This window comes from Bradyrhizobium sp., assembly GCF_047605465.1.
Classification (GTDB): Bacteria; Pseudomonadota; Alphaproteobacteria; order Rhizobiales; family Xanthobacteraceae; genus Bradyrhizobium.
Genome location: NZ_JASGFS010000002.1, coordinates 331,906 through 357,589, shown reverse-complemented (window position 1 = coordinate 357,589; position 25,684 = coordinate 331,906). Strand labels below are relative to the sequence as shown.

Annotated in this window: 21 protein-coding genes; 12 read left to right on the top strand and 9 right to left on the bottom strand. The window is 65.8% G+C overall.

The window, feature by feature from the left end; all coding sequences use genetic code 11:
* The first annotated feature begins 26 nt into the window (after positions 1–26).
* On the top strand, positions 27–1,061 hold the full coding sequence (gene hemE, locus QM712_RS03500; RefSeq protein WP_415021647.1) for a uroporphyrinogen decarboxylase: 1,035 nt from the start codon (positions 27–29) through the stop codon (positions 1,059–1,061).
* A 313-nt stretch (positions 1,062–1,374) separates the two neighbouring features.
* Here hemE and hemC read toward each other — a convergent pair whose 3' ends face one another.
* From hemC to QM712_RS03485, 3 genes are all read right to left on the bottom strand, one after another.
* Positions 1,375–2,355, bottom strand: a complete 981-nt coding sequence (gene hemC, locus QM712_RS03495; protein WP_415021646.1) for a hydroxymethylbilane synthase — start codon at positions 2,353–2,355, stop codon at positions 1,375–1,377.
* A 99-nt stretch (positions 2,356–2,454) separates the two neighbouring features.
* On the bottom strand, positions 2,455–4,080 hold the full coding sequence (locus tag QM712_RS03490; protein WP_415021645.1) for a GMC family oxidoreductase: 1,626 nt from the start codon (positions 4,078–4,080) through the stop codon (positions 2,455–2,457).
* A gap of 55 nt (positions 4,081–4,135) precedes the next feature.
* Positions 4,136–4,726 (bottom strand): TetR/AcrR family transcriptional regulator, encoded by a 591-nt coding sequence (locus tag QM712_RS03485; RefSeq protein WP_415021691.1) that lies wholly within the window; start codon positions 4,724–4,726, stop codon positions 4,136–4,138.
* Positions 4,727–4,824: 98 nt separating this feature from the next.
* On the opposite strand from QM712_RS03485, the gene QM712_RS03480 reads away from it, so the two are divergent.
* Both QM712_RS03480 and QM712_RS03475 read left to right on the top strand, forming a co-directional pair.
* A complete protein-coding gene (locus tag QM712_RS03480; protein WP_415021644.1) occupies positions 4,825–5,190 on the top strand; it encodes a nuclear transport factor 2 family protein in 366 nt (121 codons plus the stop codon).
* Positions 5,191–5,490: 300 nt separating this feature from the next.
* Positions 5,491–7,452, top strand: coding sequence for a putative bifunctional diguanylate cyclase/phosphodiesterase (locus QM712_RS03475; protein WP_415021643.1), 1,962 nt, complete (start codon positions 5,491–5,493; stop codon positions 7,450–7,452).
* Positions 7,453–7,600: 148 nt separating this feature from the next.
* Here QM712_RS03475 and QM712_RS03470 read toward each other — a convergent pair whose 3' ends face one another.
* The 4 genes from QM712_RS03470 to pgm form a co-directional block, all read right to left on the bottom strand.
* Positions 7,601–8,581 carry a PDR/VanB family oxidoreductase gene (locus QM712_RS03470; protein ID WP_415021642.1) on the bottom strand — a complete coding sequence of 327 codons (981 nt, stop codon included), beginning with the start codon at positions 8,579–8,581 and terminating at the stop codon, positions 7,601–7,603.
* A gap of 10 nt (positions 8,582–8,591) precedes the next feature.
* Positions 8,592–9,341: a GntR family transcriptional regulator gene (locus QM712_RS03465; protein ID WP_415021641.1), complete on the bottom strand. Its 750-nt coding sequence runs from the start codon at positions 9,339–9,341 to the stop codon at positions 8,592–8,594.
* 4 nt (positions 9,342–9,345) lie between these two features.
* Complete coding sequence (locus QM712_RS03460; RefSeq protein ID WP_415021640.1) at positions 9,346–10,395, bottom strand: Rieske 2Fe-2S domain-containing protein; 1,050 nt, start codon at positions 10,393–10,395, stop codon at positions 9,346–9,348.
* Between the two features lie 419 nt (positions 10,396–10,814).
* Entirely contained in the window at positions 10,815–12,461 is a 1,647-nt protein-coding gene (pgm, locus tag QM712_RS03455; protein WP_415021639.1) for a phosphoglucomutase (alpha-D-glucose-1,6-bisphosphate-dependent), read from the bottom strand.
* Between the two features lie 126 nt (positions 12,462–12,587).
* Here pgm and QM712_RS03450 point away from each other — a divergent pair, with 126 nt between their 5' ends.
* The 3 genes from QM712_RS03450 to QM712_RS03440 all read left to right on the top strand — a co-directional run bounded on the left by QM712_RS03450 (position 12,588) and on the right by QM712_RS03440 (position 14,893).
* Entirely contained in the window at positions 12,588–12,803 is a 216-nt protein-coding gene (locus QM712_RS03450; protein WP_415021638.1) for a hypothetical protein, read from the top strand.
* 106 nt (positions 12,804–12,909) lie between these two features.
* Positions 12,910–14,028, top strand: a complete 1,119-nt coding sequence (locus QM712_RS03445; RefSeq protein WP_415021637.1) for an alpha/beta hydrolase family protein — start codon at positions 12,910–12,912, stop codon at positions 14,026–14,028.
* Between the two features lie 52 nt (positions 14,029–14,080).
* Positions 14,081–14,893, top strand: coding sequence for a lytic transglycosylase domain-containing protein (locus QM712_RS03440; RefSeq protein WP_415021636.1), 813 nt, complete (start codon positions 14,081–14,083; stop codon positions 14,891–14,893).
* Positions 14,894–14,939: 46 nt separating this feature from the next.
* On the opposite strand, the gene QM712_RS03435 is transcribed toward QM712_RS03440, so the two are convergent.
* Both QM712_RS03435 and QM712_RS03430 read right to left on the bottom strand, forming a co-directional pair.
* The gene (locus tag QM712_RS03435; RefSeq protein ID WP_415021635.1) at positions 14,940–15,755 is read right to left on the bottom strand and encodes a response regulator; all 816 of its coding nucleotides are present in this window, start codon (positions 15,753–15,755) and stop codon (positions 14,940–14,942) included.
* A gap of 184 nt (positions 15,756–15,939) precedes the next feature.
* Positions 15,940–16,830 (bottom strand): aldose 1-epimerase family protein, encoded by an 891-nt coding sequence (locus tag QM712_RS03430; protein ID WP_415021634.1) that lies wholly within the window; start codon positions 16,828–16,830, stop codon positions 15,940–15,942.
* Positions 16,831–17,037: 207 nt separating this feature from the next.
* Between QM712_RS03430 and QM712_RS03425 the strand changes: the two genes are divergently transcribed.
* The 6 genes from QM712_RS03425 to QM712_RS03400 all read left to right on the top strand — a co-directional run bounded on the left by QM712_RS03425 (position 17,038) and on the right by QM712_RS03400 (position 25,603).
* A complete protein-coding gene (locus QM712_RS03425) occupies positions 17,038–18,672 on the top strand; it encodes an FAD-dependent oxidoreductase (RefSeq protein WP_415021633.1) in 1,635 nt (544 codons plus the stop codon).
* A 194-nt stretch (positions 18,673–18,866) separates the two neighbouring features.
* Entirely contained in the window at positions 18,867–20,003 is a 1,137-nt protein-coding gene (locus QM712_RS03420) for a glycosyltransferase family 4 protein (protein ID WP_415021632.1), read from the top strand.
* A 167-nt stretch (positions 20,004–20,170) separates the two neighbouring features.
* Positions 20,171–21,334, top strand: a complete 1,164-nt coding sequence (locus QM712_RS03415) for a glycosyltransferase (RefSeq protein ID WP_415021631.1) — start codon at positions 20,171–20,173, stop codon at positions 21,332–21,334.
* A 110-nt stretch (positions 21,335–21,444) separates the two neighbouring features.
* Entirely contained in the window at positions 21,445–22,773 is a 1,329-nt protein-coding gene (locus tag QM712_RS03410) for a hypothetical protein (protein WP_415021630.1), read from the top strand.
* A 147-nt stretch (positions 22,774–22,920) separates the two neighbouring features.
* Complete coding sequence (locus QM712_RS03405) at positions 22,921–24,156, top strand: glycosyltransferase family 4 protein (RefSeq protein WP_415021629.1); 1,236 nt, start codon at positions 22,921–22,923, stop codon at positions 24,154–24,156.
* 61 nt (positions 24,157–24,217) lie between these two features.
* Positions 24,218–25,603: a hypothetical protein gene (locus tag QM712_RS03400; protein ID WP_415021628.1), complete on the top strand. Its 1,386-nt coding sequence runs from the start codon at positions 24,218–24,220 to the stop codon at positions 25,601–25,603.
* Positions 25,604–25,684: the final 81 nt, after the last annotated feature.

The window sequence follows — 25,684 nt, the reverse complement described above, 5'->3', positions numbered from 1 at the left end:
ACCTCAATTCCGCATCAGGATGTCTCGTGCCCCAGTCTGCGACAAAGCCCTTCATCGACGTGCTCTCCGGCCAGCGGCAAGCCATCCCGCCGGTCTGGATGATGCGGCAGGCCGGCCGCTATCTGCCGGAATATCGCGAGGTACGCGCCAAGGCCGGCGGCTTCCTCGATCTCTGCTTCAATCCGGAGCTTGCCGCCGAGGTCACGCTGCAGCCGATCCGCCGGTTCGGCTTCGACGCAGCGATCATCTTCTCCGACATCCTCGTGATCCCCTACGCGCTCGGCCGCTCGGTGCGCTTCGAGGTCGGCGAGGGTCCGCGGCTCGAGCCGCTGGATGATCCGGCCAAGGTCGCGACGCTGGCGCCGCACGCCGATTTCGGCAAGCTCGCGCCCGTGTTCGAAGCCCTGCGCCTGGTGCGCGCCGCGCTCGATCCCAAGGTCGCGCTGATCGGCTTCTGCGGCGCACCGTGGACGGTCGCGACCTACATGGTCGCGGGCCACGGCACGCCCGACCAGGCGCCGGCGCGGATGATGGCCTACCGGCATCCGGACCCGTTTGCGAAAATCATCGACGTGCTGGTCGAGAACTCGATCGAATATCTGCTCGCGCAGCTCGATGCCGGTGCCGACGCGCTGCAGATCTTCGACACCTGGGCGGGCGTATTGCCTCCCGCCGAGTTCGCGCGCTGGTCGGTCGAACCGACACGTCGCATCGTGGAAGGCGTGCGCGCCAAGGTGCCGCATGCGAAGATCATCGGTTTTCCGCGCGGAGCCGGCGCGCAGCTTCCCGGCTATGTCGAGGCGACCGGCGTCAACGCCGTCAGCATGGACTGGACCGCCGAACCGGCCTTCATCCGCGAACGCGTGCAGACCCGCGTCGCCGTGCAGGGCAATCTCGATCCGCTGGCGCTGATCACCGGCGGCGCCGCGCTCGACCGCGCGGTCGACGACGTGCTGGCGAATTTCGGCCAGGGCCGGCTGATCTTCAATCTCGGCCACGGCATCCAGCCGGAAACGCCGATCGCCCATGTCGAGCAGATGCTGAAGCGCGTGCGGGGCTAGCGGATACGCCGGCTTCCTTGCGGCCATCATTCGAGACGCCCGCCTTTGGCGGGTTCTTCAGGATGAGGTCGTGGTCGCGGTCACGCCTTCGATCCGCATGGTGAGGAGCGCCGCTTGCGGCGCATCTCGAACCATGAGTTGCGGGATCATCAGGGCGCTCGACAAAAATCGCGAGAACAACCCCATGCACAGTACGAATCCTTGACGAATTTCGTCCGGCACGGACTGACGGCCCCGCCGCGCCGGCGTTTGACATGTCGGGCAAAACAGGCGCACGATGACATCATCGCGCCGATCGTCATTCGGCAGAGGTCTAGCGCGGCCGGCTGCGCTCGATGATCTCGGCGGCGCCCTTCGTCAGCAGATCCAGTCCCACCGCACGGCCGAGTTCGCGCGGCCGATCGGCCGGGCCTGTGCGCGAGGCCTCGATGATGGTGTTGCCGGAGAGGTCGAGCACGGATGCGGTGAGCGACATGAGGTCACCCTCGATCGTCGAAAAACCGGCGACCGGCGAATTGCAGTGGCCGTTCAGCACCCACAGCACCTCGCGCTCGGCATCGGCGGAGGCACGCGCGGCCTGATCGTCGATCGACGCAAGGATCTGCCGCGTTGCCCAGTCCTGCGCCGCGCATTCGACCGCGACGATGCCCTGCCCCGCCGCCGGCAACATCTCGGCCGCGGAGAATTCATGCGCGATGCGGCTGGCGAGACCGACGCGGTCGAGCCCCGAGCGAGCCATGATGAGCGCATCGGCCGGACCCGCCTCGCCGCCGTCCGGCAGCCGCTGCTTCTCGCCGTGGTCGAGCTTGCGCACGCGCGTGTCGGCGGCGCCGCGGAAGTGGATGACCTCCACGTCCGGAAACAGCCGCCGCGCATAGGCGGCACGGCGCACGGCGTTGGTGCCGATCTTGAAGCCCTTGCCGCGCGACCGGCGCAGCGCCTCCAGCGTCACGCCCTCGCGCAGCACCAGCGCATCGGTCGGCGGATCGCGCGACAGGGTCGCGCCGATGACGAGGCCCGGCGTGTCCTCGTTGCCCGGCATGTCCTTGAGCGAATGCATCGCCGCCTGCAAGTCGCCCGCGAGCACGGCGGCGCGGATCTGCGCCACGAAAGCGCCGCCCTTGCCGCCGTGAGGCAACAGCTTGCTGGTCTGGTCGAGATCGCCGGTGGTGTCGAACTTGACGATCTCGACGTCGAGACCGGGCACGGCTGCGGTCAGGCGGCGCGCGATCTCCTCCGTCTGTGCCAGCGCCATCGCGCTCTTGCGGGTGCCGATCCTCAGTCGAGTAGCCAAGTCTTCGTCCTTTCAACGCGCATCGTTTGCGGGAGCATGATCTTCGGAAAACCGGCTCCCATTTCTCTCGAACGCAACCCTTCGGGTCCGGATCATGCGCTAGCGCGCATCCTCCAATATCATGTCGGAGGCCTTTTCGGCGATCATGATGATCGGCGCATTGGTGTTGCCCGACACGAGGTCCGGCATGATCGAGCCGTCGACGACGCGAAGGCCGTCGAGCCCTCTCACCTTCAGGCGCTGATCGACCACCGCGAGCGCATCATTGCCCATACGACAGGTCGAGGTCGGGTGGTAGATGGTGCTGCCGCGTTCGCGACAGTAATCCAGCAGCTCGGCGTCCGTGGATACCTTCGCCCCGGGATCGTACTCGCTGACCACGAACGGCTTCAGCGCCGGCGCATTCAGGATCCTGCGCAGGATCTTCAGGCCCTCGACGTTGGTGGTGCGGTCGGTCTCGGTCGACATGTAGTTGATCCGGATCTCCGGCGGCACGGTCGGGTCGGCGCTCCTGATGCGCAGCGAACCACGGCTCTCGGGGCGAAGCTGGCATATCGACGCGGTGAACCCGGAGAAATCGTGCAGCTTCTCGCCCATCTTGTCGGTCGAGAACGGCAGGAAGTGGACCTGGATGTCGGGCGACGCCAGGCGCGGATTGGTCTTGAAGAACGCGCCCGCCGTGCCGGCCGCAATCGTCAGCCAGCCCTGGCGGAACAGCGCATAGCGCGCACCGGCAAGGGTACGGCGGATCGGATGATTGACGGTGTCGTTCAGCGTGATCTTCTGCGAGCAGCGCATCACGACGCGAACCTGCATGTGATCCTGAAGGTCGTGGCCGACGCCTTGCGCGTCGAGCACCACGTCGATGCCGTGCTTGCGCAGGAGGTCGGCAGGGCCGACGCCGGAGAGCTGGAGAAGCTGCGGCGAGTTGTAGGCGCCGCTCGACAGCACGACCTCCTTGCGCGCGCGGGCGCGGCGCACGGTCGCGCCCTGCCGATATTCGACGCCGACCGCACGGCGGCCCTCGAACAGCACGCGCTGGCCGAGCGCGGAGGTCTCGACCGTGAGATTGGCGCGCGTCTTGGCGGGGCCGAGATAGGCCACCGCCGTCGAAGCGCGGCGACCGTTGCGCGTGGTGGTCTGGAACAGGCCGACGCCTTCCTGCTTGGCGCCGTTGAAGTCGGGATTGTAGGGCAGACCGGTCTCGACCGCCGCATCGATGAAGGCTTTCGACAGCGGATCGGTCAGGACCATGTTGGAGACCGGGAGCGGACCGCTCGTGCCGTGATACTGGTCGGCGCCGCGCGACTGGTTCTCGGCCTTCTTGAAATAGGGCAGCACGTCGTCGTAGCCCCAACCGGCGTTGCCGCGCTGGCGCCAGCGGTCGTAGTCCTCGTGCTGTCCGCGGACATAGAGCAGGCCGTTGATCGAGCTCGATCCGCCCAGCGTCTTGCCGCGCGGCTGGAACACCTGGCGGCCCTTGAGCTCGGGCTCCGGCTCGGTCTGATACATCCAGTTGACCGTCTTCTCCTTGAACAGCTTGCCGTAGCCGAGCGGCACGTGGATCCAGATGTTGGAATCCTTCGGCCCCGCCTCGAGCAGCAGCACCTTGTGCCGGCCATCCGCGGAGAGGCGGTTGGCGAGCACGCAGCCGGCGGAGCCGGCGCCGACGATGATGTAGTCGAATTCGGGATCGGACGGCGCGAGGGTGGAATTTGCGGTCATGGCCTGCCAGTCTTCTTTTTGCGATGGGCGTTTCCGTTGGATGAATTAGCACAAATCATGCGCGCAAGCGCAGCGCCTCGACCAGCGACCTGAACGCACGGGCATATTCCGTACCCGCCCTTGCGATATCGGCGCGCCCGGCGCAGGCGACCGCCGCCTCCGTCACCGCGCCGAGCAGCAGCCGCGCCAGCGGCTCGACCGGCTGGCGCGCGATCAGGCCGGCTTCCATGGCGGCGGCGACCGCGCGCGGCAGCTTGCCGCCGAAATGCCTGGCGTCGATCTCGCGCCAGCGCTCCCAGCCGAGCACGGCCGGACCATCGCGCAGGATGATCTGTCCGGTCGGACCCTTGGCGGTGGCGGCGAAGTAATGCTGGGTGCCGGCGACCATGGCGGCAAGCACGTCCTTCTCGGCGCGCGCGGCGCTGTCGATCTCGGCGACAAGGTCGCGCGAGACGTCGTCGAACACGGCCTCGAACACCGCTTCCTTGGTCTTAAAGTGATGGTAGACGGCGCCCTTGGCGACGCCGGCCCCTTCGGCGATCTCGTCCACGGTCGTGACGGCGAAGCCGCGGGTCCCGAACAGGCGGCGCGCCGCCGTCAGGATCGCCTCACGCGTCGCCGCCCGCCGCTCCGCCTGCTTTGCCATGGATCCGGTGTAGTCGGATTCGAGCCATGCCGCCAATTGACTTTTCGACCGTCGGTCGGTATTTACCGACCATCAGTCGGTTTTATCGGAGATCAACCATGCCGAGCCGTGACATCGTCGAAGCCTTCGCGCAGCGGCTGGAAGCCGGAGATTTCATCGGGGCGATCGAGCAGTTCTGCACGACCGACGCCGCGACCTACGAGAACAACGCCGCCCCGACGGTCGGGCGCGACAAGCTCATTGCCAAGGAGCGCGGCGTGCTAGCGGCTTCCAGCCAGGTCAAGGCCGTGCGCGTCGGGCCGAGCCTGATCGAAGGCGACAATGTCGCCACACGCTGGACCTTCACCTTCACCAATGCCGAGGGCGTCGCGCGGACGCTAGAGGAGATCGCGTGGCAGACCTGGCACGGCGACAAGCTGATCGAGGAGCGATTCTACTACGACCCGAAGCAACTGGGACGATGACGGCCAAAGCCACCGCTGCCGCCATCGGCTTGACCGCGCGATCTTCCGCTTGGACAAAGTGATGCGATGCGCCGGCGGCGCGGCCTGCTGAAGGTTCCGCCTTCGCGAAGCGTGACGGACCGCCATCATTCCCAGCGGCTCAGGCATTTGTATCGATTTGTTATCGATACGGCGTCGGGAACACGCCGAAGTGGTCGGGCAGAACTGCGGCAGCCGGAATAATTCATAGTTCGTCAAAGGTTTGCGGCGAACTCTCCTGGCCGAGCCGGACCAAACGGCCCCCCTGCTGCAGGCCCTGGAATGCGGACCCGACCGACCACCTATTTCGCGCGGCTGTTCGCCGGCGATCTGTCCGCCTTCGGCGGACCCGCGACGGACGAAGCCATGGCCGGCCATATCCGCGCCGAGCAGATGTCGCTGGTGCTCGGCTATTCCGTCGGCATCATGCTTGCCAATGCCTGCAACGCCACCGTGCTCGCCATCGCGCTGTGGCAATCGCCCCACCGCATCTTCGCGCTGATCTGGGCCGTCACGGTCGCCGTCGCCGCGATCGTGTTCGGCATGCGATCCCACGCCGCTCGCCGCATCACCAAGCCGCAATTCGTCTCCCGCCGTGCGATGCACCGGCTGGTGCGCAACGCCTTCGTTCTCGGCACCGCCTGGGGCATCGTTCCCGTCGCCTTCTTCGCGGATGCTTCCACCGGCGGCCAGCTCGTCATCACCTGCCTGTGCTCGGGAATGCTGGCCGGCGGCGCGCTCGCGTTCGCCACCATTCCGATCGCCGCCATCGCGTTCACCGCCCCCATCTTCGTCGGGATCGCCATTTGCCTCAGCAAGAGCGGCGAGCTCGCCTTCCTGCTGATCGCCTTCCTCGTCTTGGTCTATGGAAGCGTGCTGCTGCGCGGCGTCTTCATCAACGCGCTCTCGTTCGCGCGGCGCGTGATGCGGCAGGTCGAGGCCGAACGGACCGTGCGGCAGGATCCCCTGACCCTTCTGCCCAACCGCATCGCCTTCAACGAGACGCTCGATGCCGCGCTGAAGCGGCTCGCCCTCTCCGGCGAGGAATTCGCCGTGCTCCTGCTCGACCTCGATCGCTTCAAGGAGGTCAACGACAAGTTCGGCCACCCCGCGGGCGACGAATTCCTGGTCCAGGTCGCCGGCCGGCTGCAGCGCTGCACGCGCGCGGCCGAGCATGTCGCGCGCATCGGCGGCGACGAATTCGCGCTGGTGATGTCCAATCTGGCACGGCCCGAAGACGCGCTCGAAATCGCCGATCGTTTCGTCGCGGCCTTCACCGAACCGTTCCTGATCGAGGGCCGCGCGATCATCGGCGCGACCAGCGTCGGCATCGTGCTGGCACCGCGCGACGGCAACACGCCCCTCGACGTCATGAAGAATGCCGATGCCGCGCTCTATCGCGCAAAAAAGGCGGGACCGGGCACGGTCTGCTTCTTCGAGGCCAGCGACGACCGCTCGTCCCGCGACCGCAAGGCGCTCCAATCGGACCTCGCAGGCGCGATCGCGCGGAACGAGCTGTTCCTGGTGTTCCAGCCCTTCCTCGATCTCGGCGGCAACCGCATCACCGGGTTCGAGGCCCTGCTGCGCTGGCAGCATCCCACACGCGGACTGGTGCCGCCGAGCGAGTTCATCCCGATCGCCGAAGAGACCGGGCTGATTCACGAGATCGGGGAATGGGTGGTCCGGTGCGCCTGCGCGACGCTGGCCGACTGGCCCGAGGAGATCAGGGTCGCAGTCAATTTCTCCGCGGCGCAGTTTCACAACACCGCAGTGCTCCAGAGCATCGTCCAGGCGCTGGCCGATGCGAAGGTGACCCCGCGGCGGCTGGAGATCGAGATCACCGAATCGATGCTGCTGTCGAAATACGGCTCGGCCGCCTCGATCCTGAGCGCGCTGCTACAGCTCGGCGTCACGGTCGCGCTCGACGATTTCGGAACGGGCTTCTCCTCGCTCACTTACTTGCGCAAGCTGCCGTTCAGCCGGATCAAGATCGACCAGTCCTTCATTCGCGACATGCTGGCGCAGCCGGACTGCGCCGCGATCGTGAAATCGGTGATCTCGCTCGCGCGCGACCTGAACATCGGCGTCGTCGCGGAAGGCGTCGAGACCAGCGACCAGCTCGAATATCTGCGCCAGACCCATTGCGACGAGGCGCAGGGCTATCTGATCAGCCGGCCGGTCTCGGCAGACGCCGTGCTCGCGCTGCTGGAGACGAAGAAGCCGCGGACCATCTACGCGGCGTAACCGTTCCGCGGCCATCCTTCGAGACGCCGACCTTCAGCGGGCTCCTCAGGATGAGGCTCTCGTTCCGGTCGAGACTTCGGCCGTGCATCGAGAGACGCAGTGCGTTGCGGCGTCGCTCCCCGCGAAGCCCGGCAGCGCCGCGCGCACCTCAGATCGCATCCGCGCGCAGCAGCGTGTCCACGGTGATGGTGCCGCGGGCGCGGGAGACGCAGGCGCAGATCTTCTCGTTGCTTTGCTTCTGGTGATCGCTGAAGAAGACGTCACGATGATCGATCTCGCCGTCGACATCGACCACGTCGATGGCGCACAGACCGCACTCGCCGCGCTTGCAGTCATACATCACGTCATGGCCGCTGGCATTGAGCACATCCAGCATCGAACGCTCGCGCGGGATTTCGAGCTCGACATCGGAATTCTTCAGGCGCACCCGGAACGTCTCGGTCGGGAGCGAACCGCTGGACCCGAACGTCTCGTAGCGGAGATCGGGAAGCGGATGGCCGGCGCCGATCCAGGCGTGGCGCGCGGCGTCCAGCATCGGCATCGGGCCGCAGAACAGCGCCAATGCGTCCTGCGGCAATGATGCGAACAGCGCTGCGAGATCGAGCCGGCGGCCTTCGTCGCGCGCATGGACCACCAGGCGGTCGCCGAGCAGATTGGCGAGATCGTCGAGATAGGCGGCCTCGCTGCGCGAGCGCACGGCGTAGTGCAGGGTGACATCGGCCCCGCGCCGCGCCAGCGCCTGCGTCGCGCCGAGGATCGGGGTGATGCCGATGCCACCGGCAATGAGGCAGTAATGCCGGCGCGTCCAGTCGACCGCGAGCAGCGATGCCGGCCGCGTGACGTCGAGCCGCGCGCCCGGAGCCAGCTGCCACATGTAGCGCGAGCCGCCGCGGGAATCCGCGGCGCGGCGCACCGCGATGCGGAAGCCGCCCGGCAAGGCCTCGCCGACCAGCGAATACGACCGCGTCTCCGGCAGGCCGTCGATCGTGACGCTGACATTGATGTGGCTGCCGACCGGATAGGCGGCGCCGTCGAACCGGTCCGGCAGGATCAGGAATTCGCGGATGCCGGGGGCTAGATCGCGCGTCGAGACGAGCGTTGCCGGAATCCAGGTTTCGATGAAGCGCATGGCACTCCCCCTAGTCGGTTGCGGTCTTGATCAGCGCCAGTCCCGGCAGGAGATCGAGATGGGTCCGGTTGCGCAGCGCGAGCCGCAGGTTGCGCACCGCCAGCCGCGCATGCTCGCGCATGACGGCTTCGGCCCGCGCACCCTCGCGATTCTCGATGGCATCGATCACGACGCGATGATGCTCCTGCGCGATGATCAGGATCTGCAGCGCCTCCGGCAGCGCCGACTGCGCCTTCACGAAGCCGCTCGGGGAGGCGAACGGCAGCGCCGAGGCACGGTCGATCTGGCGGATCAGCGGCGGGCTGCGCGACAGCTCCGTGAGCAGCGCATGGAAGCGCGCGTTCAGCGCGACATAGGCCGAGAAGGCGTCGACCGAGATCGGTACCTGGCGCAGCAATTCGTCGATCGCGGCGAGGCATTCCTTCAGCGGCTCGAGGTCGCGCGCCGAGACGCCGCGCTCGGCGGCGAAGCGTGCGGCGAGGCCTTCCAGCGTGCCGCGCAGCTCGATGGAATCGGAGATGTCGCGCTCGGAGAACGCCTTCACCATGAAGCCGCCGGAGGGGATAGCCTCGAGCAGGCCCTCCTCCTCCAGTCGCACCAGCGCCATGCGCACCGGCGTGCGCGAGGCGCCCGTCGTCTCCACCGCCTGAAGCTCGGAGATGCGCTCGCCCGGGCGCAAGGCGCCGGACAGGATCTGGTCGCGCAGCGCGAGCTGCGCCTTCACGGTCTGGGAGACGGAACGATCGACCTCGCCGGCCATGTCGCTACTCCGCGGCCTGAAGATGTTGCGGCTGGCTTTCCCGGGCGATCATGCGGTCGATCAGCTTGCGCGACCACATCGCACCGGCGTCGATGTTGAGATTGTAGAAGATCCGATCCGGATTCTCGTCCATCGCGCGCTGCTGCGCTTCGAGGATCAGCTCGTCCTCGCGGAAGATGCCGGAGACGCCCTCGCGGATCTCGGTGGTGATGCGCTGCTCGCCGAGGCGATAGTTGCGCACGAAGGCCCAGAAATAGTGGCAGGTCTTCTCGGTCTCCGGCGTGACGGTGTTGAGCACGAAGCCGTTGACGCCCTGCGAGCGGTCGCCTTCCGGCGCGCCGGTGCCGGTGGGCGCGACGCCGACGTCGATCGCGATGGTGCATGGCGCCTCGAAGCGGATGATCTGCCAGCGATCGACGAGGCCGGACCTGCCGAGCTGCTTCGCCCAGAACGGCGGGGCCTCGATGCCGCGCATCCAGCGCGTCACCGTCACCGTCTTCTCACCGTGGGTGACGTCGAAGGGCGCTTCGGCGACCGCGTCGTTGCCGATCGAGGAGCCGTGCACGAAGGTCTCGTGGGTGAGATCCATGAGGTTGTCGAGCACGAGGCGATAGTCGCAATTGACGCGGATGGTCTTGCCGTCGCCGGCCCAGGCCGGATCGTGATTCCAGTGCATGTCGGGCACGAGCGCGGGATCGGCCAGCGCCGGATCGCCCATCCACAGCCAGATGTAGCGGTGACGTTCGACCACGGGATAGGCGCGCACGCAGGCCGACGGATTGATGGTCTCCTGCGAGGGCATGAAGGTGCAGCGGCCCTGCGCGTTGTATTTGAGGCCGTGATAGCCGCAGACGACGGTATCGCCTTCGAGCCGGCCCTTGGACAGCGGCACCAGCCGATGCCAGCAGGCGTCTTCCAGCGCGGTCACGCCGCCGTCGGCCTTCCGGTACATCACGACATGCTTGCCGCAGATCGTCCGGGGCAGCAGCGCCGCCTTCACCTCGGCGTCCCAGGCCGCGGCATACCAGGCGTTCATGGGAAATGGCTTGGTCACCGGCTTCACTCCCTCTTGAATACGTTATGTATACATTAACGGAGGATTGGAATCGTTCAAGCGCCATTTTTACCGTATCTAATTACCTTTATACGAATTTCAGTATACAGATATGATGAGTTTGTCGCCCTTACCGAGGGAAAGGCGACGCGAGACGAAAATGGCTCACGGCTCGCCTGCGGCCATCGTTCAAGACGCCCGCCTGCGGCGGGCCCTCAGGATGAGGTCGCGTTTTGCAGCGGGATGCCGGATATTAAATCCTGATGGTGAGGAGCTCGCCGGAGCGGGCTTTTCGAACCATGCAGGCCGGGCGCGATCGGCAGCCTTTATATGATCGGCAGCCTTTATATATATGCATTCGCGTGAGAGCCCTCCTATGTGAGAGCGCTCCAGAGCAAGCACCGCACCTGCGACGGCTTTTACGCCGCGAACACCTTCGCCAATCCGGCCTGAGCTTCCTCCTGGATCCGCTTCAGATGTTCGGTGCTGCGGAAGCTCTCGGCGTAGATCTTGTAGACATCCTCCGTTCCCGAGGGCCGGGCCGCGAACCAGCCGAAATCGGTCTCGACCTTGATGCCGCCGAAGGGCTGGCCGTTGCCGGGCGCCTTGCTCAGCGTCCTGCGGACCGGATCGCCGGCGAGATCCCTGAGACCGAGCTGTTCGGGCATGACGGACTTCAGGATGTTCTTCTGCGGCGTGGTGGCCGCCACATCGATCCGCGCGTAATGCGGCACGCCGAGCTCACCGGTCAGGTCGTTGAAGAGCTGACTGGGGTCGCGGCCGGTCTTCGCCATGATCTCCGCGGCAAGCAGGCCGAGGATGATGCCGTCCTTGTCGGTGGTCCACACCGTGCCGTCGCGGCGCAGGAACGAGGCGCCCGCACTCTCCTCGCCGCCGAAGCCGAAGGTGCCGCCGAGGAGACCATCGACGAACCATTTGAAGCCGACCGGCGTCTCGACCAGCTTGCGGCCGAGCTTTCCCGCGACGCGATCGATGATCGAGCTCGACACCACGGTCTTGCCGATCGCGGCATCCTTGCCCCAGTTCGGCCGGTGCGCGAACAGGTAGGAGATGGCGGTCGCCAGATAGTGGTTGGGATTCATCAACCCGCTGGTCCGCGTCACGATGCCGTGACGGTCGGCGTCGGTGTCGTTCGCGAAGGCGACGTCGAAGCGGTCGCGCATGCCGATCAGGCTCGCCATCGCATAGGGCGAGGAGCAGTCCATGCGGATCTTGCCGTCCCAGTCGACCGTCATGAAGCGGAAGGTCGGGTCGATCGCCTCGTTCACCACCGTCGCCTTCAGGCCGTAGCGCTCGATGATCGGATGCCAGTAGTGCACGGCCGCGCCGCCGAGCGGATCGATGCCGATATTGATGCCGGCGGATTTGATCAGCTCGAGATCGACGACGTTGCCGAGATCGGCGACATAAGGCGTGACGAAGTCGTAGGCGTGGACCGTCGATGATTTGCGCGCCCTGGCATAGTCCATGCGCGCGACGCCCTTCAGCCCGTCGGCGAGGTAGGCATTGGCCCGCTTCTCGACCACGCCCGTGACGTCGGTGTCGGCGGGACCGCCATGGGGCGGATTGTATTTGTAGCCGCCGTCCTCGGGCGGGTTGTGCGAGGGCGTGATGACGACGCCGTCGGCGAGGCCGTTCGTGCGTCCCTTGTTGTAGGTGAGGATGGCATGCGAGATCACCGGCGTCGGCGTGTAGCCGCCGTCGCGGTCGATCATGACGTCGACGCCGTTGGCCGCGAACACCTCGACGGCGCTGACGAGCGCCGGCTCGGCCAGCGCATGGGTGTCGATGCCGATGAACAGCGGGCCGGTCAGCCCCTTCTCGCGCCGGATGTCGCAGATCGCCTGCGTGGTCGCCAGGATGTGTCCCTCGTTGAAGGTGTTCTTCAGCGAGGTGCCGCGATGGCCGGACGTGCCGAACGCCACCCGTTGCGCGGGGTCCGCGGCATCCGGCTTGTTGGCGAAATAGGCGGTCACGAGCCGCGGAATATTGGCGAGCGCGTCCGGCGAAACCTGCTTGCCTGCTGCGGGATCAACATCAGCCACTGGAAATCGTCCTCGTCCTTGTCAAATCGTCCTGCCAACACCATAGCACCGGCCGGCGACCAACCCAAAAGCCCTTCGTCCGCGCCGGCAACAAATGGCCGCATTTGGGGGCTCATGAATAGGGGCATGACCATTTTCGCAACGACTCTGCTGCTCGCCAGTTCCTTGGCGTTGTCTTCCCCGGCGCCGCTCGGCACGACAGCCGGCGTCGAACCCAATCCGATGCTGCGCAATGCAGCCGTGGATCACGACCTCGCCAAGGTGAAGCAGCGGATCGAACAGGGACTGCGCGAAGACGCGGCGGACGCCGCCAAGGCCAAGCCTTTGAACATTTCGCGCTGACCTGACGCCCGGCGCCCTCGCCGGGTTTGCCCGAAGGGGCCGTCCGCCCCATGCGCTTGCCCGATCATGCTATGGTTCGAGCCGTTCGGCCCTTTCGAATCGCTCCATGATCCCTGCGCGCAAGCTGCTGCTCCTGCTGACCGCCTGGCTTGCCGTGACCGGCGCGCCCTCGCGCGCGGCCGAGTTCTATACCGAGGATCTCCGTATTCCGATGGCGGCGGCGGGACCGCAGGGGCTGGAAGCTTTCCTGGTCCGCCCGGCGGCGCCGAAGCGCTATCCGCTCGCGCTGCTCAGCCACGGCTCGCCGCGAAGCTTCGACGACCGGGCGACGATGTCCGCCCACAAATATTACGGTATCGCGCTGGAATACGCGCGGCGCGGCTTTGCCGCGCTGATCGTGATGCGGCGCGGCTACGGCACCTCGCCCGGCGGTCGCGTCGACAGTGTCGGCGGCTGCACAAACGCCGCCTATCTGCCCGCGGCCGCGGTTGCGGTGGCGGATCTGCGTGCGGCGATCGACGCGATGGCGCGGCGCAATGACGTCACGACATCAGGCATGATCGCGGTCGGGCATTCCGCCGGCGGGCTCGCCACCGTCGCGCTAACCGCGCAGGCGCCCTCGGGCCTGGTCGCCGCGATCAGCTTCGCCGGCGGCCGCGGCTCGCGTGACGACGACGAGGTTTGCAATCCGGATGGCCTGGTTCAGGCCTTCGCCACGTTCGGCAAGACATCGCGCGTGCCGATGCTGTGGGTCTATGCCAGCAACGATCACTTCTTCGGCCCCGATCTCGCACGCCGCTTCCATGACGGATTTCGCGGCAGCGGAGGCAACGCGACATTCGTCGCGGCTCCGCCTTACGGCGAGGACGGCCACTATCTCTATTCCGTGGCAGGCCGCCCGCAATGGACGCCGATCGTCGACACCTTCCTGCGCGAGCACGCGCTGGGCAGTCGTGACATCCTGAGCCCGCCGGATCCGCTGCCGACGCCGCGCCAGCTCGGCGAGGCCGCGAGAGGCGAGTTCGCGCGCTATCTCGCCAGCACGACACCGCACAAGGCCTTCGCGGTCTCGCCCAAGGGTGGCTATGGCTGGCGTTCGGGGCGCGCCACGATCGAGGACGCCCAGCGCGACTCGCTCGCCGCCTGCATGAAATGGTCGCCGACGTGCACCCTCTACGCCGTCGACGACCGGCTGACGGACGCGCAGAGCGCACGCGCGCCATAGGCGGCGGAACACGGTTTGGCGGTTGTTAACCCGCACGATATAGTCAGTTCGCATGCTGTGGGATCGGGCTCGCGTCAAACTCGGGACGAGGTGGGCATGCGCCGGCGCCGCCGCGCTGTTGCTCGCCTCGGTCTGCGCGCATGCCGAAGACGGCGAGCTGACCACCGGAAGCACCTCCCCGCCGATCGCAAACAGCGCCCCGGACCTCGGCGCCGGCGAGACCGTGACCTCTCGTGCCGAGATCCAGAACATCATCGCAAAGGAAACCGCCGGCTCCAATCTTCCGGCCGACATCGCCGAAGCCGTCGTCTTCGTCGAGAGCGGCTACAATTCGAGCGTCGTCGGCAGCGTCGGTGAAGTCGGCCTCATGCAGGTGCGGCCCGAAACCGCGGCCATGCTCGGATTTCGGGGGACGACCGAAGAGCTGGCGAAGCCTGCCGTCAATATCCACTACGGCGTGCTCTATCTCGCCCGCGCCTGGCGGCTGGCCGACGGGGACCTCTGCCGCGCCTTGATGAAGTATCGGGCAGGTCACGGCGAGGAGACGATGACCCCGCGCTCGCAGGTCTACTGCAACCGTGCGCGCAACCATCTGGTCGCCGTGAATTCGCCGCTCGCCAACGGCGCGCCGGCTGTCGCCGCGACGTTGCCCACAGCGCCTCTCCCCGCCCCCGCCGCGACGGTAGCGGCGGCGGCGCCAACCGCGCGCGCCTCGAAGGGGCCGGCACCGCCGAGGGCGGTTTATGCACGCTTCCGCCAAGGCACGGCAGCCGCGAGTCGCGCCTATTGGGCCGCGCAGGAAGCCAGGGTCGGCATCATCAAGGCGCGCATCGAAGCGAAATGGAAGAAGGTCGCATCGCGCTGACGCCGCCGTCACGCCGTGTCCGGACCGGATCCCGCGCGCGGCGTGCCTAAAGCCGCTCGCTCAGCGCGAGCTTGTAGCCGACACCGGTGACGGTCGCGATCACGGGGGAGCCGCTGCCGACGAGCTTGCGACGCAGCCGCGCGACGAGCGCATCCACCGTGCGGATGTCGACATCGGCCTGACGGTTGCTGACGACTTCGATCAGATAGTCGCGGCTGAGCGGTCGTCCGTCGGCGCCCACCAGCGCCGCGAGCAGATCGAACTCGGCGCGCGTCAACGCCACCGGCTTGCCGTCGCTGCCGAGCAGTTCGCGCCGCGTCAGATCGATGATCCAGTCGCCGAACGCGATCGAGTTGTGGTTGCGCGCCGCCTTGCGGTCGATCGAGCGCCGCCGCAGCACGCTGCGCGCACGCGCGAGCAGGTCGCGCAGATTGATCGGCTTGGTGACGTAGTGATCGCCGGCGATCTCGAGGCCGAGGATGCGGTCGACGTCGGTGTCACGCCGCGTCACGAAGATGATGCCCGCGTTGCTGGTGGCCTGGATTTCCTTGGCGAGCTCGAAACCATCGCCGTCGGGCAACTGCACGTCGAGAAAGACGAGATCGACGCGCGTGCGCAGGGCCTGGCGGCATTCCGCGCAAGAACTGGCGCCGACCACGTCGAAATTGTTCTCGCTGAAATAGCCGACCAGCATCGTCCGCGTCACCGGATCGTCCTCGACGACGATCAGCCGCTCGCGGCTTGCGGGACGCAATTCCTGGCGTGCGGATTCGCCTGTGACACCGGACACGCCGCGTGCCGGCGATCCGGCCTGGACATTCAAATCGTCGCGCAGCGCGCCATCTTGCAAACGAACATTCACGACCCGTTCGATCCCCCGAGATTAACCAGCCCCAGTATTAGGCGCCTTGTGATGCGCAAACAATATTGGTCACGGTATCGAACCACCAACTATGAAATGCCCCACATTTCTCACTCCGCGCATGGCTGCCGCAGCGGATGCGCGCGCGACTCCGCTGCGAATAGTCCGTAGCGCCCGCTCGGCTTCAGGATGATCCGACGTCGATGCGGTACGACAATCGCTCTTCCGCGTTCGGCGCGATATGCATCAGGCCCGGCTTGTCGCCGAACTCGCCGTCGAAATCCGCAGGGCTTGCATAACCACGCCACGGCTCGATGCAGAGAAACGGCGCACCGGACGGCTTCGACCAGACGCCGAGTTCGCGAAAACCACGCCAGGACATTTCGAGCCAAGGCCCGTCGGACGCGCCCTGGACCGCCGCGTAACGGACCGACCGGCTGTTGACGCGGTCGAAGATGATCGCGTCGTCGACGAACAGCGCCTCCGAGAGATCGAGCAGATTGCCCCTGACCGGATTCTTCTCGTGCGACGCGCGCAGCAGGCCGCCGTCGAGGCGCCGGACCGGAGACGATTCCTCGCTGGCGAATGTCAGCGCGTAGCCGTCCTTGGGCAATCCCTCCCGGAGCGGCCAGTTGAAGGCCGGATGGCCGCCGAGCGAAGCCGGCAGCGTCTCCTCACCGGTGTTGGCGATGGTGAGCGTCAACGCGAGGCCGGCATCGTCGAGCACATAGGTCGCGACCAGCCTGAAGGCGAACGGATAGACCGCACGCGTCGCCTCGCTGTCGTTCAGCGCCAGCGTGCATCGGTCCGTCTCGCGCTCCACCCAGTCAAAGCGCTGGTCGCGCGCGAAGCCGTGCTGTGTCATGCGATAGGTCTTGCCCTTGTGCCGCAACTCATCATTGGCGAGGCGCCCCACGATCGGGAACAACAAGGGCGCATGACGCGGCCAGGCAGGTCCTGCCTGCCAGACGAACTCGGTTCCGTCCTCGTGCCTGAGCGAGCAGAGCTCTGCGCCATGCGCCTTGACGACCGCCGTGAGACGGCCGTGCCTGAGAACGTGAGCAACGTCATCCATTCGTCATCTCCATATCGGTCTAATGCACAGATTACGCGAGAATTGCCGGACCTCGCCAATAGATGGCGGGAACAGAACGCGCCGGAACTACTGACGCCTTTCTCTCGACGTCATTCCGACGCCGATCGATCATACTCCGTTGCTACGGTCATCTTCGGAATTGCAGGTACATGAAAGGTCATCTCCAGACAGCAGAAAGCCATACTCATGTCGATTATTCGCGCAATATTTGGCGTGCTTTTCTCTTTGACTTTTTTCAACTCAGTTAGCCCGACCCAAGCTCAGTCTCCTCCAACCACCGACATCCTCGTCTATGGTGGCACCCCTGCAGGCGTCATGACCGCCTACGCGGCCGCTCGCCAGGGATTGAACGTCGTGCTCCTCGAGCCCGGCAATCATCTCGGAGGCATGGTCACCGGGGGGCTTTCGGCGACCGACCTCGGCAATCCAGACGTGATCGGGGGATATGCGCGGCAATACTTTCGCCGTGTCAGCACCCGTTACGGCCGGCGCAGCCTTGATCGTACCTCGAACTGGCTGTCGGAACCGCACATCGCCGAACAGACGTTCGGCGCGATGCTCGGCGAGGCGATGGTCAAGGTCGTCTTCGGCACGCGGCTGCGGGAGCAGAATGGCGTCACGGTGGAAAACCACAACATCGTCGCCGTGACCGACGAGGACGGACGGGAGTGGCGCGCCAAGATCTTCGTCGACTGCAGCTACGATGGCGACCTCCTCGCGCAATCGGGCGTGACTTATACCTGGGGGCGGGAGAGCGCACAGACCTATGGCGAAAGCCTCGCGGGCGTGCGCGCGATCACCCCGCTGCATCAGTTCGCCTGGCCCATGCTCGCCTATCGCGGCGAGCATGAGCTCTACCCTGAAATCTCCGCCGAGCCGCTGCAGCCGCCGGGCAGCGGCGATCGCAACGTGCAGGCCTTCAATTATCGCCTCATTCTCACCGATGATCCGGCCAATCGCCTGCCGTTTCCCGAACCGGAGGGCTACGATCCGTCACGATTTGCGCTACTCTCGCGATATCTGCAGGAATTCCAGTCCCACATGGGCCGCGCACCCAACTTCAAGGATTTCCTGTATCCGGTCCGGATTCCGAATCACAAGGCCGACTTCAACAACAACGGCCCGATTTCGAGCGACTACATCGGTCACAGCCGTGACTATCCCGAAGCCAGCTACGCCAACAAGCTGAGGATACGCGACGAACATCTCCGCTACATCCAGGGACTTCTGTATTTTCTCTCCCACGACCCCGTCGTGCCGGCAACGCTGAAGGAGCAGGTCAGCGCCTGGGGCCTGCCCAAGGACGAATTCGCCGACACCGATCACTGGCCGCGGGAGATTTATGTCCGCGAGGGCCGACGCATGGTCGGCGCCTATGTGGTGCGGCAGGCCGACCTGCAGACGGCGCTGCTGAAGCCGGATTCGATCGGCATGGGCTCGTACAACAGCGATTCACACAACGTCCAGCGCGTGGTGCTGCCCGATGGAACGGTACGAAACGAGGGCGACATGCAAGTCCCGGTGCAGCCCTATCAGATCCCCTACCGCAGCATCACGCCGCGGCGCGAGGAGATGCAGAACCTGCTCGTGCCGGTCTGCCTGTCCGCATCGCACGTCGCCTATTCGTCGCTTCGCATGGAGCCGCAATTCATGATCGTCGGACAGGCTGCCGGCGTCGCCGCGGCGCTCGCGGCGCGGGGTAACATACCGGTGCAGGACATTCCGGTCGCACGCCTGCAAAGCCTGCTGCAGAAGAGCGGCGCCGTTCTCGATCTGCCCGAAGACGGCGTCTACGGGATCGCGGCAACACCGCCCGGCTAGCGCGGCGGCCGGCACACGCAGGGTTCCATGGCGGGCGCAAGGCGATTCGGAAACTGCGCCCGCCCACGACGATCGCCGCGATGACGTTGCATGGCAACGTGCGCGGCGCTTCTTCGCTCGGTCATATTTCCGCAGCTAACAATTGCTCTGTAGCGGCTGATCGGCTGGCCTGATCCATGCAACGCCCGGGCATCATGACCATACAGACTTCGAAGAGCTCTCCGACGAACAGCAAGACCCCGACCTTCTTCATCAACGGCCGCTTTCTCTCGCAAGCGTTGACGGGCGTCCAACGCTATGCCGCCGAAATCGTCAAGGCGATGGACCGCGCGCTGGCGTCGGGCCGATTCCCGGCGCGGCTCCATGATGCCGAGTGGCAATTGCTCGTGCCGCCCGATGCGCACGAGATCCCCGGCCTCAAGAAGATCACGGTTCGAAGGATCGGACGCCTGGGCGGCCATGCCTGGGACCAGGTCGATCTGGCGCGCGCGGCCGCAGGCGGACGCCTGATCAGCCTGGCGAATTCGGGGCCCGTGCTGCATCGTGACCATATCGTGGTCATCCACGATGCGCAGGTCTTCCGCCGTCCCGACTTCTTCGGCTGGCGCTATCGCACCGTGCACCGCCTGATCGATCGGCTGCTCGCGCGATGCGCAACCATCGCAACCGTGTCGGACTTCTCGCGCAGGGAGCTTGCCGCGGTCCTCGACCTTAACGCCTCGACGATACCGGTATTTCCCAACAGCGCCGAACATTTCGCGACGACGGAGCCGGACTACGCCATTCTCGACCGGCTCGGCCTGCGGCCTCAGAGTTATTTCTTGTTCATCGGCTCCAGAACGAAGAACAAGAATCTCGCCGTGGCCGTTCGCGCCATGGAATTGCTGAACCGGCCGGATGTCCCGCTCGTCATCGTCGGCGGCCACAACAACAGCGTCTTCCAGGACAATCTGAGCGACGCAGGCTCGAACCTCATCCTGGCGGGCCGCCTGACCGACAGCGAGATCGCCGCACTCTACGCGCGCGCCTCGGCCTTCGTGTTTCCATCTCTCTATGAGGGATTCGGCGTGCCTCCGCTCGAGGCCATGCTGTTCGGCTGCCCCGTCATCGCCTCGGCCGCCGACGCGGTCACGGAGACCTGCGGCGACGCCGCTGCCTATTTCGACGCCACCGACGCCGATGCGCTGCGCCTGCGTATGCAGGAACGCCTGATCATGGGCGCCGTCTCGGACGACGAGCGCAAGAAGCAGCAGGATCGCATCGCGATGTACTCATGGCAGAGGTCCGCAAATGCATTGCTGCAATTCCTCGCCCAAAAAAGCGTCAACTGACACGTGCAAACCGATGAAATACTCGCCTGCAATCGTTCCAATCAACAACGAATTCTTGCAGCACGATGGCGAATGCAAGACCTTCGGCGCAACAACACCACACGGTCGTCAAAATATTGCACCTTATTGGGAGGAACATTCACGCCGACGCTACCAGGGGATTCGCGATGTCAGGCTCGCTCCAACGACCGATCAAGGTACTGCACGTCGCTGAGACGATCCGGGGCGGAATCGCAAGCTATCTGAATGAGCTTCATCCGAAGCAGGAGGCGAGCTTCGGCGCGGACAACGTCCACTACGTCGTGCCATCGGATCATCGTGGCGATCTCGCCGTCGATGACACGCAGATGACGACATTCGAACGATCCGGCCGCAGTGTGTCCGGCCTTTTCCAGATGTTGCGCGCGAGCCTGCAGGCGATCGACACATTCAGGCCCAATGTGGTTCACCTGCACTCATCCTTCGCGGGTCTCGTTCTCCGCCCCGCGCTCGCAGCGCGGCCGCAGGCCCCGAGCGTCATCTACTGCCCGCACGGCTGGGCCTTCTCCCGCGAGACGGGCCGGCTGAGCCACAAGGTCGCGAAGGCCGCGGAAAACCTGCTCGCGCGAACCACGGATCGAATCATCTGCATCTCCGGGGACGAGTACAACGAAGCCGTTCGCGCCGGGATCCCCGCCGATCGGCTGACGCTCGTGCATAATGGCATCTCGAAGACGCGCCCGGAGCCGCAGCCCGTCGCCGCGATGTGGCCCTCGAAGAAGGCCAAGGTCCTGTTCATCGGACGCCTGGATCGGCAGAAGGGCTATGACCTGCTGATCGAAGCGGCAAGACGGCTCGAAGACGTGCTCGATGTCCGGATCGTCGGCGCCTCCGTCGTCAACAAGTTCGAAGGCCCCGCCATACCTTCCAACGTCACCCTGCTCGGCTGGCTCGATCGGCGCGAGATCGAAGCGCATCTGGAAGCCGCCGATCTCGTCGTCATCCCCTCCCGCTGGGAGGCTTTCGGCCTGGTGGCGCTGGAAGCGATGCGGGCGGCCAAGCCGATATTGGCCTTCCGCACCGGCGCACTGCCGGAGATCGTGGTGGATGGCGTCACCGGCGCGCTATGCGAGCCGGTTGCTGCCGGACCGCTCGCCGAAGGCTTCCGCCGCATCCTCGAGTTCGACCTGAAAGTGCTGGGCCACCGCGGCTACGACCGCTTCAAGCAATTCTACGACGTACAGAAGACGCATCATCAGCTCCAGCAGGTCTATGCGGACGTGCTGCAAGGCGACGAGCGCCAGCCCGAAAAGCAAGTGCAGCTCCAGTCGGACCTGTCGAGCAACATCTAAACGGGGATGGACCGGATTCCCCGGCGCAACGGCGCGGCTGGGGAAACGGACCGTGATCGGAACATCCCCGCACAGTACGAGTGAGGGCCGCGGTGAGCGCGATCTAGACGATGCACAGCACCTTCAGCACCGCCGCCCGGTTCGCCCTCGCGGGCCTCATCGCGATCGGCCTCTCGACATGCTCCGCGCTGGCACAAGCCGCGCAGACCCTGGACAGCAGGTTTCTGCTCGGCGTCGGCACGCATCAGGGACTGGGCGGCCCGGTCAGCTCGCGCGGATATGTGCCGTCGACCAGCATCGCTGAGATCAAGGAGCTCGGCGTCAACGCGTTTCGCGACGATTTTCCCTGGTCCGATTTCGAACAAGGCGGAGGCCGGATGGGCTTCACTCCGCAGCTCGGCCGGCTGGAGGCTCAAATCAAGTCCGGCGTCGCCCGCCCCTACCTCATTCTGGCATTCGGCCACCATCTCGTTCCGAACTCGATGCCGCCGACGACGGACGAGGCACGCCGGCGCTTCACCGCCTACGCATCCGCCGCCGCACGCGCGGTCGCCGCGCAGCGGCCGATCTTCGAATTGTGGAACGAATGGAACCTGGCGGCCAAGAAGGACCCCGCGTTCTCGATCGACAATTATCTGGCACTGGCCAAGGTGGTGCAGCCCGCGGTCAAGCAGGCGGCGCCCGGCGCCCCCTTCGTCGTCGGCGCGATCGGCGACGACCCCGGCTGGACCTGGACCTCACAGATGCTGCAATCCGGCATCCTTCGTCATGCCGATGGCGTCTCGATCCATCTCTATAATTTCTGCATGGGACCGGCCAAGCGCACCTCCGCGGAGGTCGTCGACCGGCTCACCGCGTTCCACCGGCTGGTGAGCGAGGCCAGCGGCAATCCCGCGTATCCGATCTATGTGACCGAGGCCGGCTGGCCCACGGCGACCAACAAATGCGGCGTCAACGAGCAGGCGCAAGCCGACAACATGGCCCAGCTCGTGCTCTGGGCTTCAACCGCATCATCCTGGCTCAAGGGCCTCTGGCTCTACGAGCTCAGGGACAGCGGAACGAATCCATCCGACCTCGAGCACAATTTCGGGCTCTATCATTTCGACAATTCCCCGAAGCGCGCGGCCTGTGCAGTCCGCGACGCCTGGGCGTTCGTCAGGTCGAGCACCGAGGCAAGAGAAAAGACCCTGTCCGGCGGCCTCGTTTCGATCGTCGCGTCGACGCCGGCCGGGCAGCGGATCGCGATCTGGTCGGGCGATCCGAACCGGCGCTACGCGGTGCGGCTGCGGACCAGCGCGCCGGAGGCGACCTACGGCGTGCCTTGCGACGCGTCGACGCGGCCTGCTTCCGGCGTGTGGATGCCGGTGTCGAGCACGCCGCTTCTGATCAGCACGAATATGTCGGCCGCGCCGGATTTCGACGTGCGGCCGGAGAGATGAGCGGGGGGCGAGTTCGTCAAGGTCAGGTTCGTCAAAGCCAAGCGCTTCAAGGTCAAGTGCTTCGAGATCAAGTTCTTCAAGGCCAAGTTCGTTAAGGCAATGAGCAGTTCGAAGTTTCCCTGTGTTTAATAGAATGAGATTGACCCCATGAAAGTTCTTCTCACATCCTCCCTATATCCGACCCCGCAGACGCCGAAGGTCGTCGGCGGTGCCGAGATCTTCGCCCGCCGCTTCGCCGAAGGCCTCACGGAATGTGGCGACAAGGTCGAAGTTGTCCGCGCGGCAACATCGTCCGATCTGCGCTTCGAATCCCATAACGGCATCGACATCCACACCGCTCAGGTGCAGAACGTCTATCTGCCGTTCAACGAGCCGAGGAACCTCGCGCTGCGCAGCATATGGCACGGCGTCGAGGACTGGCAGATCCTGGCACCGATGATCGCGGAGCGAATCCGCGCCTTCAAGCCCGACGTGATCCATTCCAACAATCTCTCGGGACTGACCACCGCGATCTGGCGGGTCGCCGCGCAGCTCGGCGTGCCCGTCCTCCATACGATCCACGACTACTATCTCACCTGCCCGCGATGCTCCCGCTTCAACAAGGGGCGATCCTGCGAGCACACCTGCGCGAGCTGCGAGCTGCTGACCTATCATCGCCGGCGTGCGACGCATTGGCTCAGCGCCGTGGTCGGCGTCAGCGAACGCGTGCTGTCGATCCACACCGATCTCGGCCTGTTCGCGGATACACCGATCCGCACCGTCATCCACAATGCCTCGACGGCGCCGCCGAGCGCGCCCCACCTTCGCCCTCTCTGCACCGACGAGGTCACGTTCGGATTCATCGGCCGCCTGACCGAGGAGAAGGGCATCGAGAATCTGATGCGGGCCCTGGCGACGCTGCCGCGCGAGCGTTTCAAGACGCTGATCGCGGGACGCGTCAGCGACGGCGAGCAGCAGCGCCTGAGGGCGATGGCTCCGGAGGCCCGCGTCGAGTTCATGGGCTTCGTCACGCCCGACGATTTCTACAAGGCCGTCGATGTCGTGATCGCGCCTTCGATCTGGCACGATCCCGGTCCGCTCGTCGTCGCCGACGCGAAGGCGGCAGGCAGGCCGCTGCTGGGAACGCGCTTCGGCGGAATGCCGGAAGCCATCGAGCACGGCGTGACGGGGTGGCTCACGGATGCCGACCCGACATCGCTCGCCGACAGCATGCTCTCCATCGCGGCAGACCCGCACAAGATCGTCGAGATCAGCGAACGCCTGGCCAGCGACAACAACAGGTGGATGTTCTCCGACGTGATCGCCGCCTATCGGACCCTGTACGGCCAACTGCGCGAGACGCAGCCGCGCCGGCAATACGCGCGGGCGGCGACAACGCACTGATCGTGCGCAACGCCGCCGCACTACTTCCGATCATATCCTAGCCAAGACAAGTCGCCTTCCGATGGTTCGCCTGTTCGCCGTTGCCGGTTACGTCTATCAGAGCGCAACGGCGATCATCCTGATCTTCGCGATCAGCCACCTGCTCGCGGCGGTCGACTACACCAGCTTTTCGCTGGCGCTCGCCTCGAGCCAGCTGCTCTGCGTGCTGATGTTCGAGTGGCTGCAGCTCGCCGGCCTGCGCTTCCTCGCCGCGGCCGACGACCGGGAGGGGGCGCGGCTGAGGTGGTCGCTGTTCGCCGCGGGCCTCCTCAGCGCCTGCGCGCTGGTGGTGGTCGGCGCCTGCGCCTCGCTGATGAGCCCGCTCGCGACTGATATCATCGCCCTCGGCCTGAGCGTCGCCGTGCTCCAGGGCCTGACCGATCTCTATTTCCTGACGATCCGCCTCTCCGACCGGCTCGGCCTTGCGTCCTTTCTTCTCGCCTTGCGCGCGACCGCCCTTCTCGGCGGAGCCGTGACGGGCGCAGCGCTGTCGGGCACCGCCGCGGCGACGTTGCTCGGCATCGCCTGCGGCCACACCGTTGGCCTCGTCGCAGGCCTGATCGCATATCGCACCAGGCTCGAACGGCTGCCGTTATCGGCGATGCTGAGCGACTGGTCCGAGTTCTGCCGCTACGGCATGCTCGCGGCCGGCGCATCCGTCATCCACCTGTCGGTGCCCGTGCTGCTGCGCTTCATCGTCATCGGCCGCCTGGGCGCAACGGGCGCCGGCGCCGGATTCTCCATCGCCCTCGACCTGCTCCAGCGTCCGTTCTGGGTGCTCAACGCCGCGATTCACACGATCAGCTATCCCGAGGTCGTCCAGGACTTCGAACACGGCGGCACGTCGCGATCGGTCGATTCGGCACGGCGCATGTTCGAGTTCATGGTCTGCACGACGATCGTGCTGCTCGGCGGCCTGATCGGCTTCATTCCGGACGCAGCCCACATCCTGCTGCCGCGGGAGAGCTTGGATAGTTTTCTCGCCACCGCCCCGGCAGTCGCCTTGTTCTACTTCCTGCATACCCATCTGCAAGCCACGGTTGCAGTCGTCCCCCATCTGGAGAAGCTCGCAACCCGTCTGGTCATCGTGGCCGCCGGCCAACTGGCCCTTGTCGCGATCTCATCCGCACTCGCCGTGGCCGCAGGCCTGTCGCCACGCGGCGCGGTTGCCTGCGCGTCGATTGCAACCGCGGTCGTGATCGTGCTCGCGCTCGGGCCCACCGTCCGCTATCGCGCCGTTCCGCACACGATCCTGATCGGCCAGGCCCTGATCGCCGCGATCCTGATCGGATCGCTGGCTTCGATGCCGATCGAGCCGCTCTGGCTCGCGGGCAAGATCCTGATTGCGGCGCTCGCGACCGCCGTCGTCGCGTGGCGCGGCGACTTCCTGATGCTGGCGCGCCGCTGAGCATCGGGTTCCAGCGCCGGAACCGGAATCGTTCAGCTCGATGTCACGCACATGACAATTGCAACCGAAACGAGCCGAACA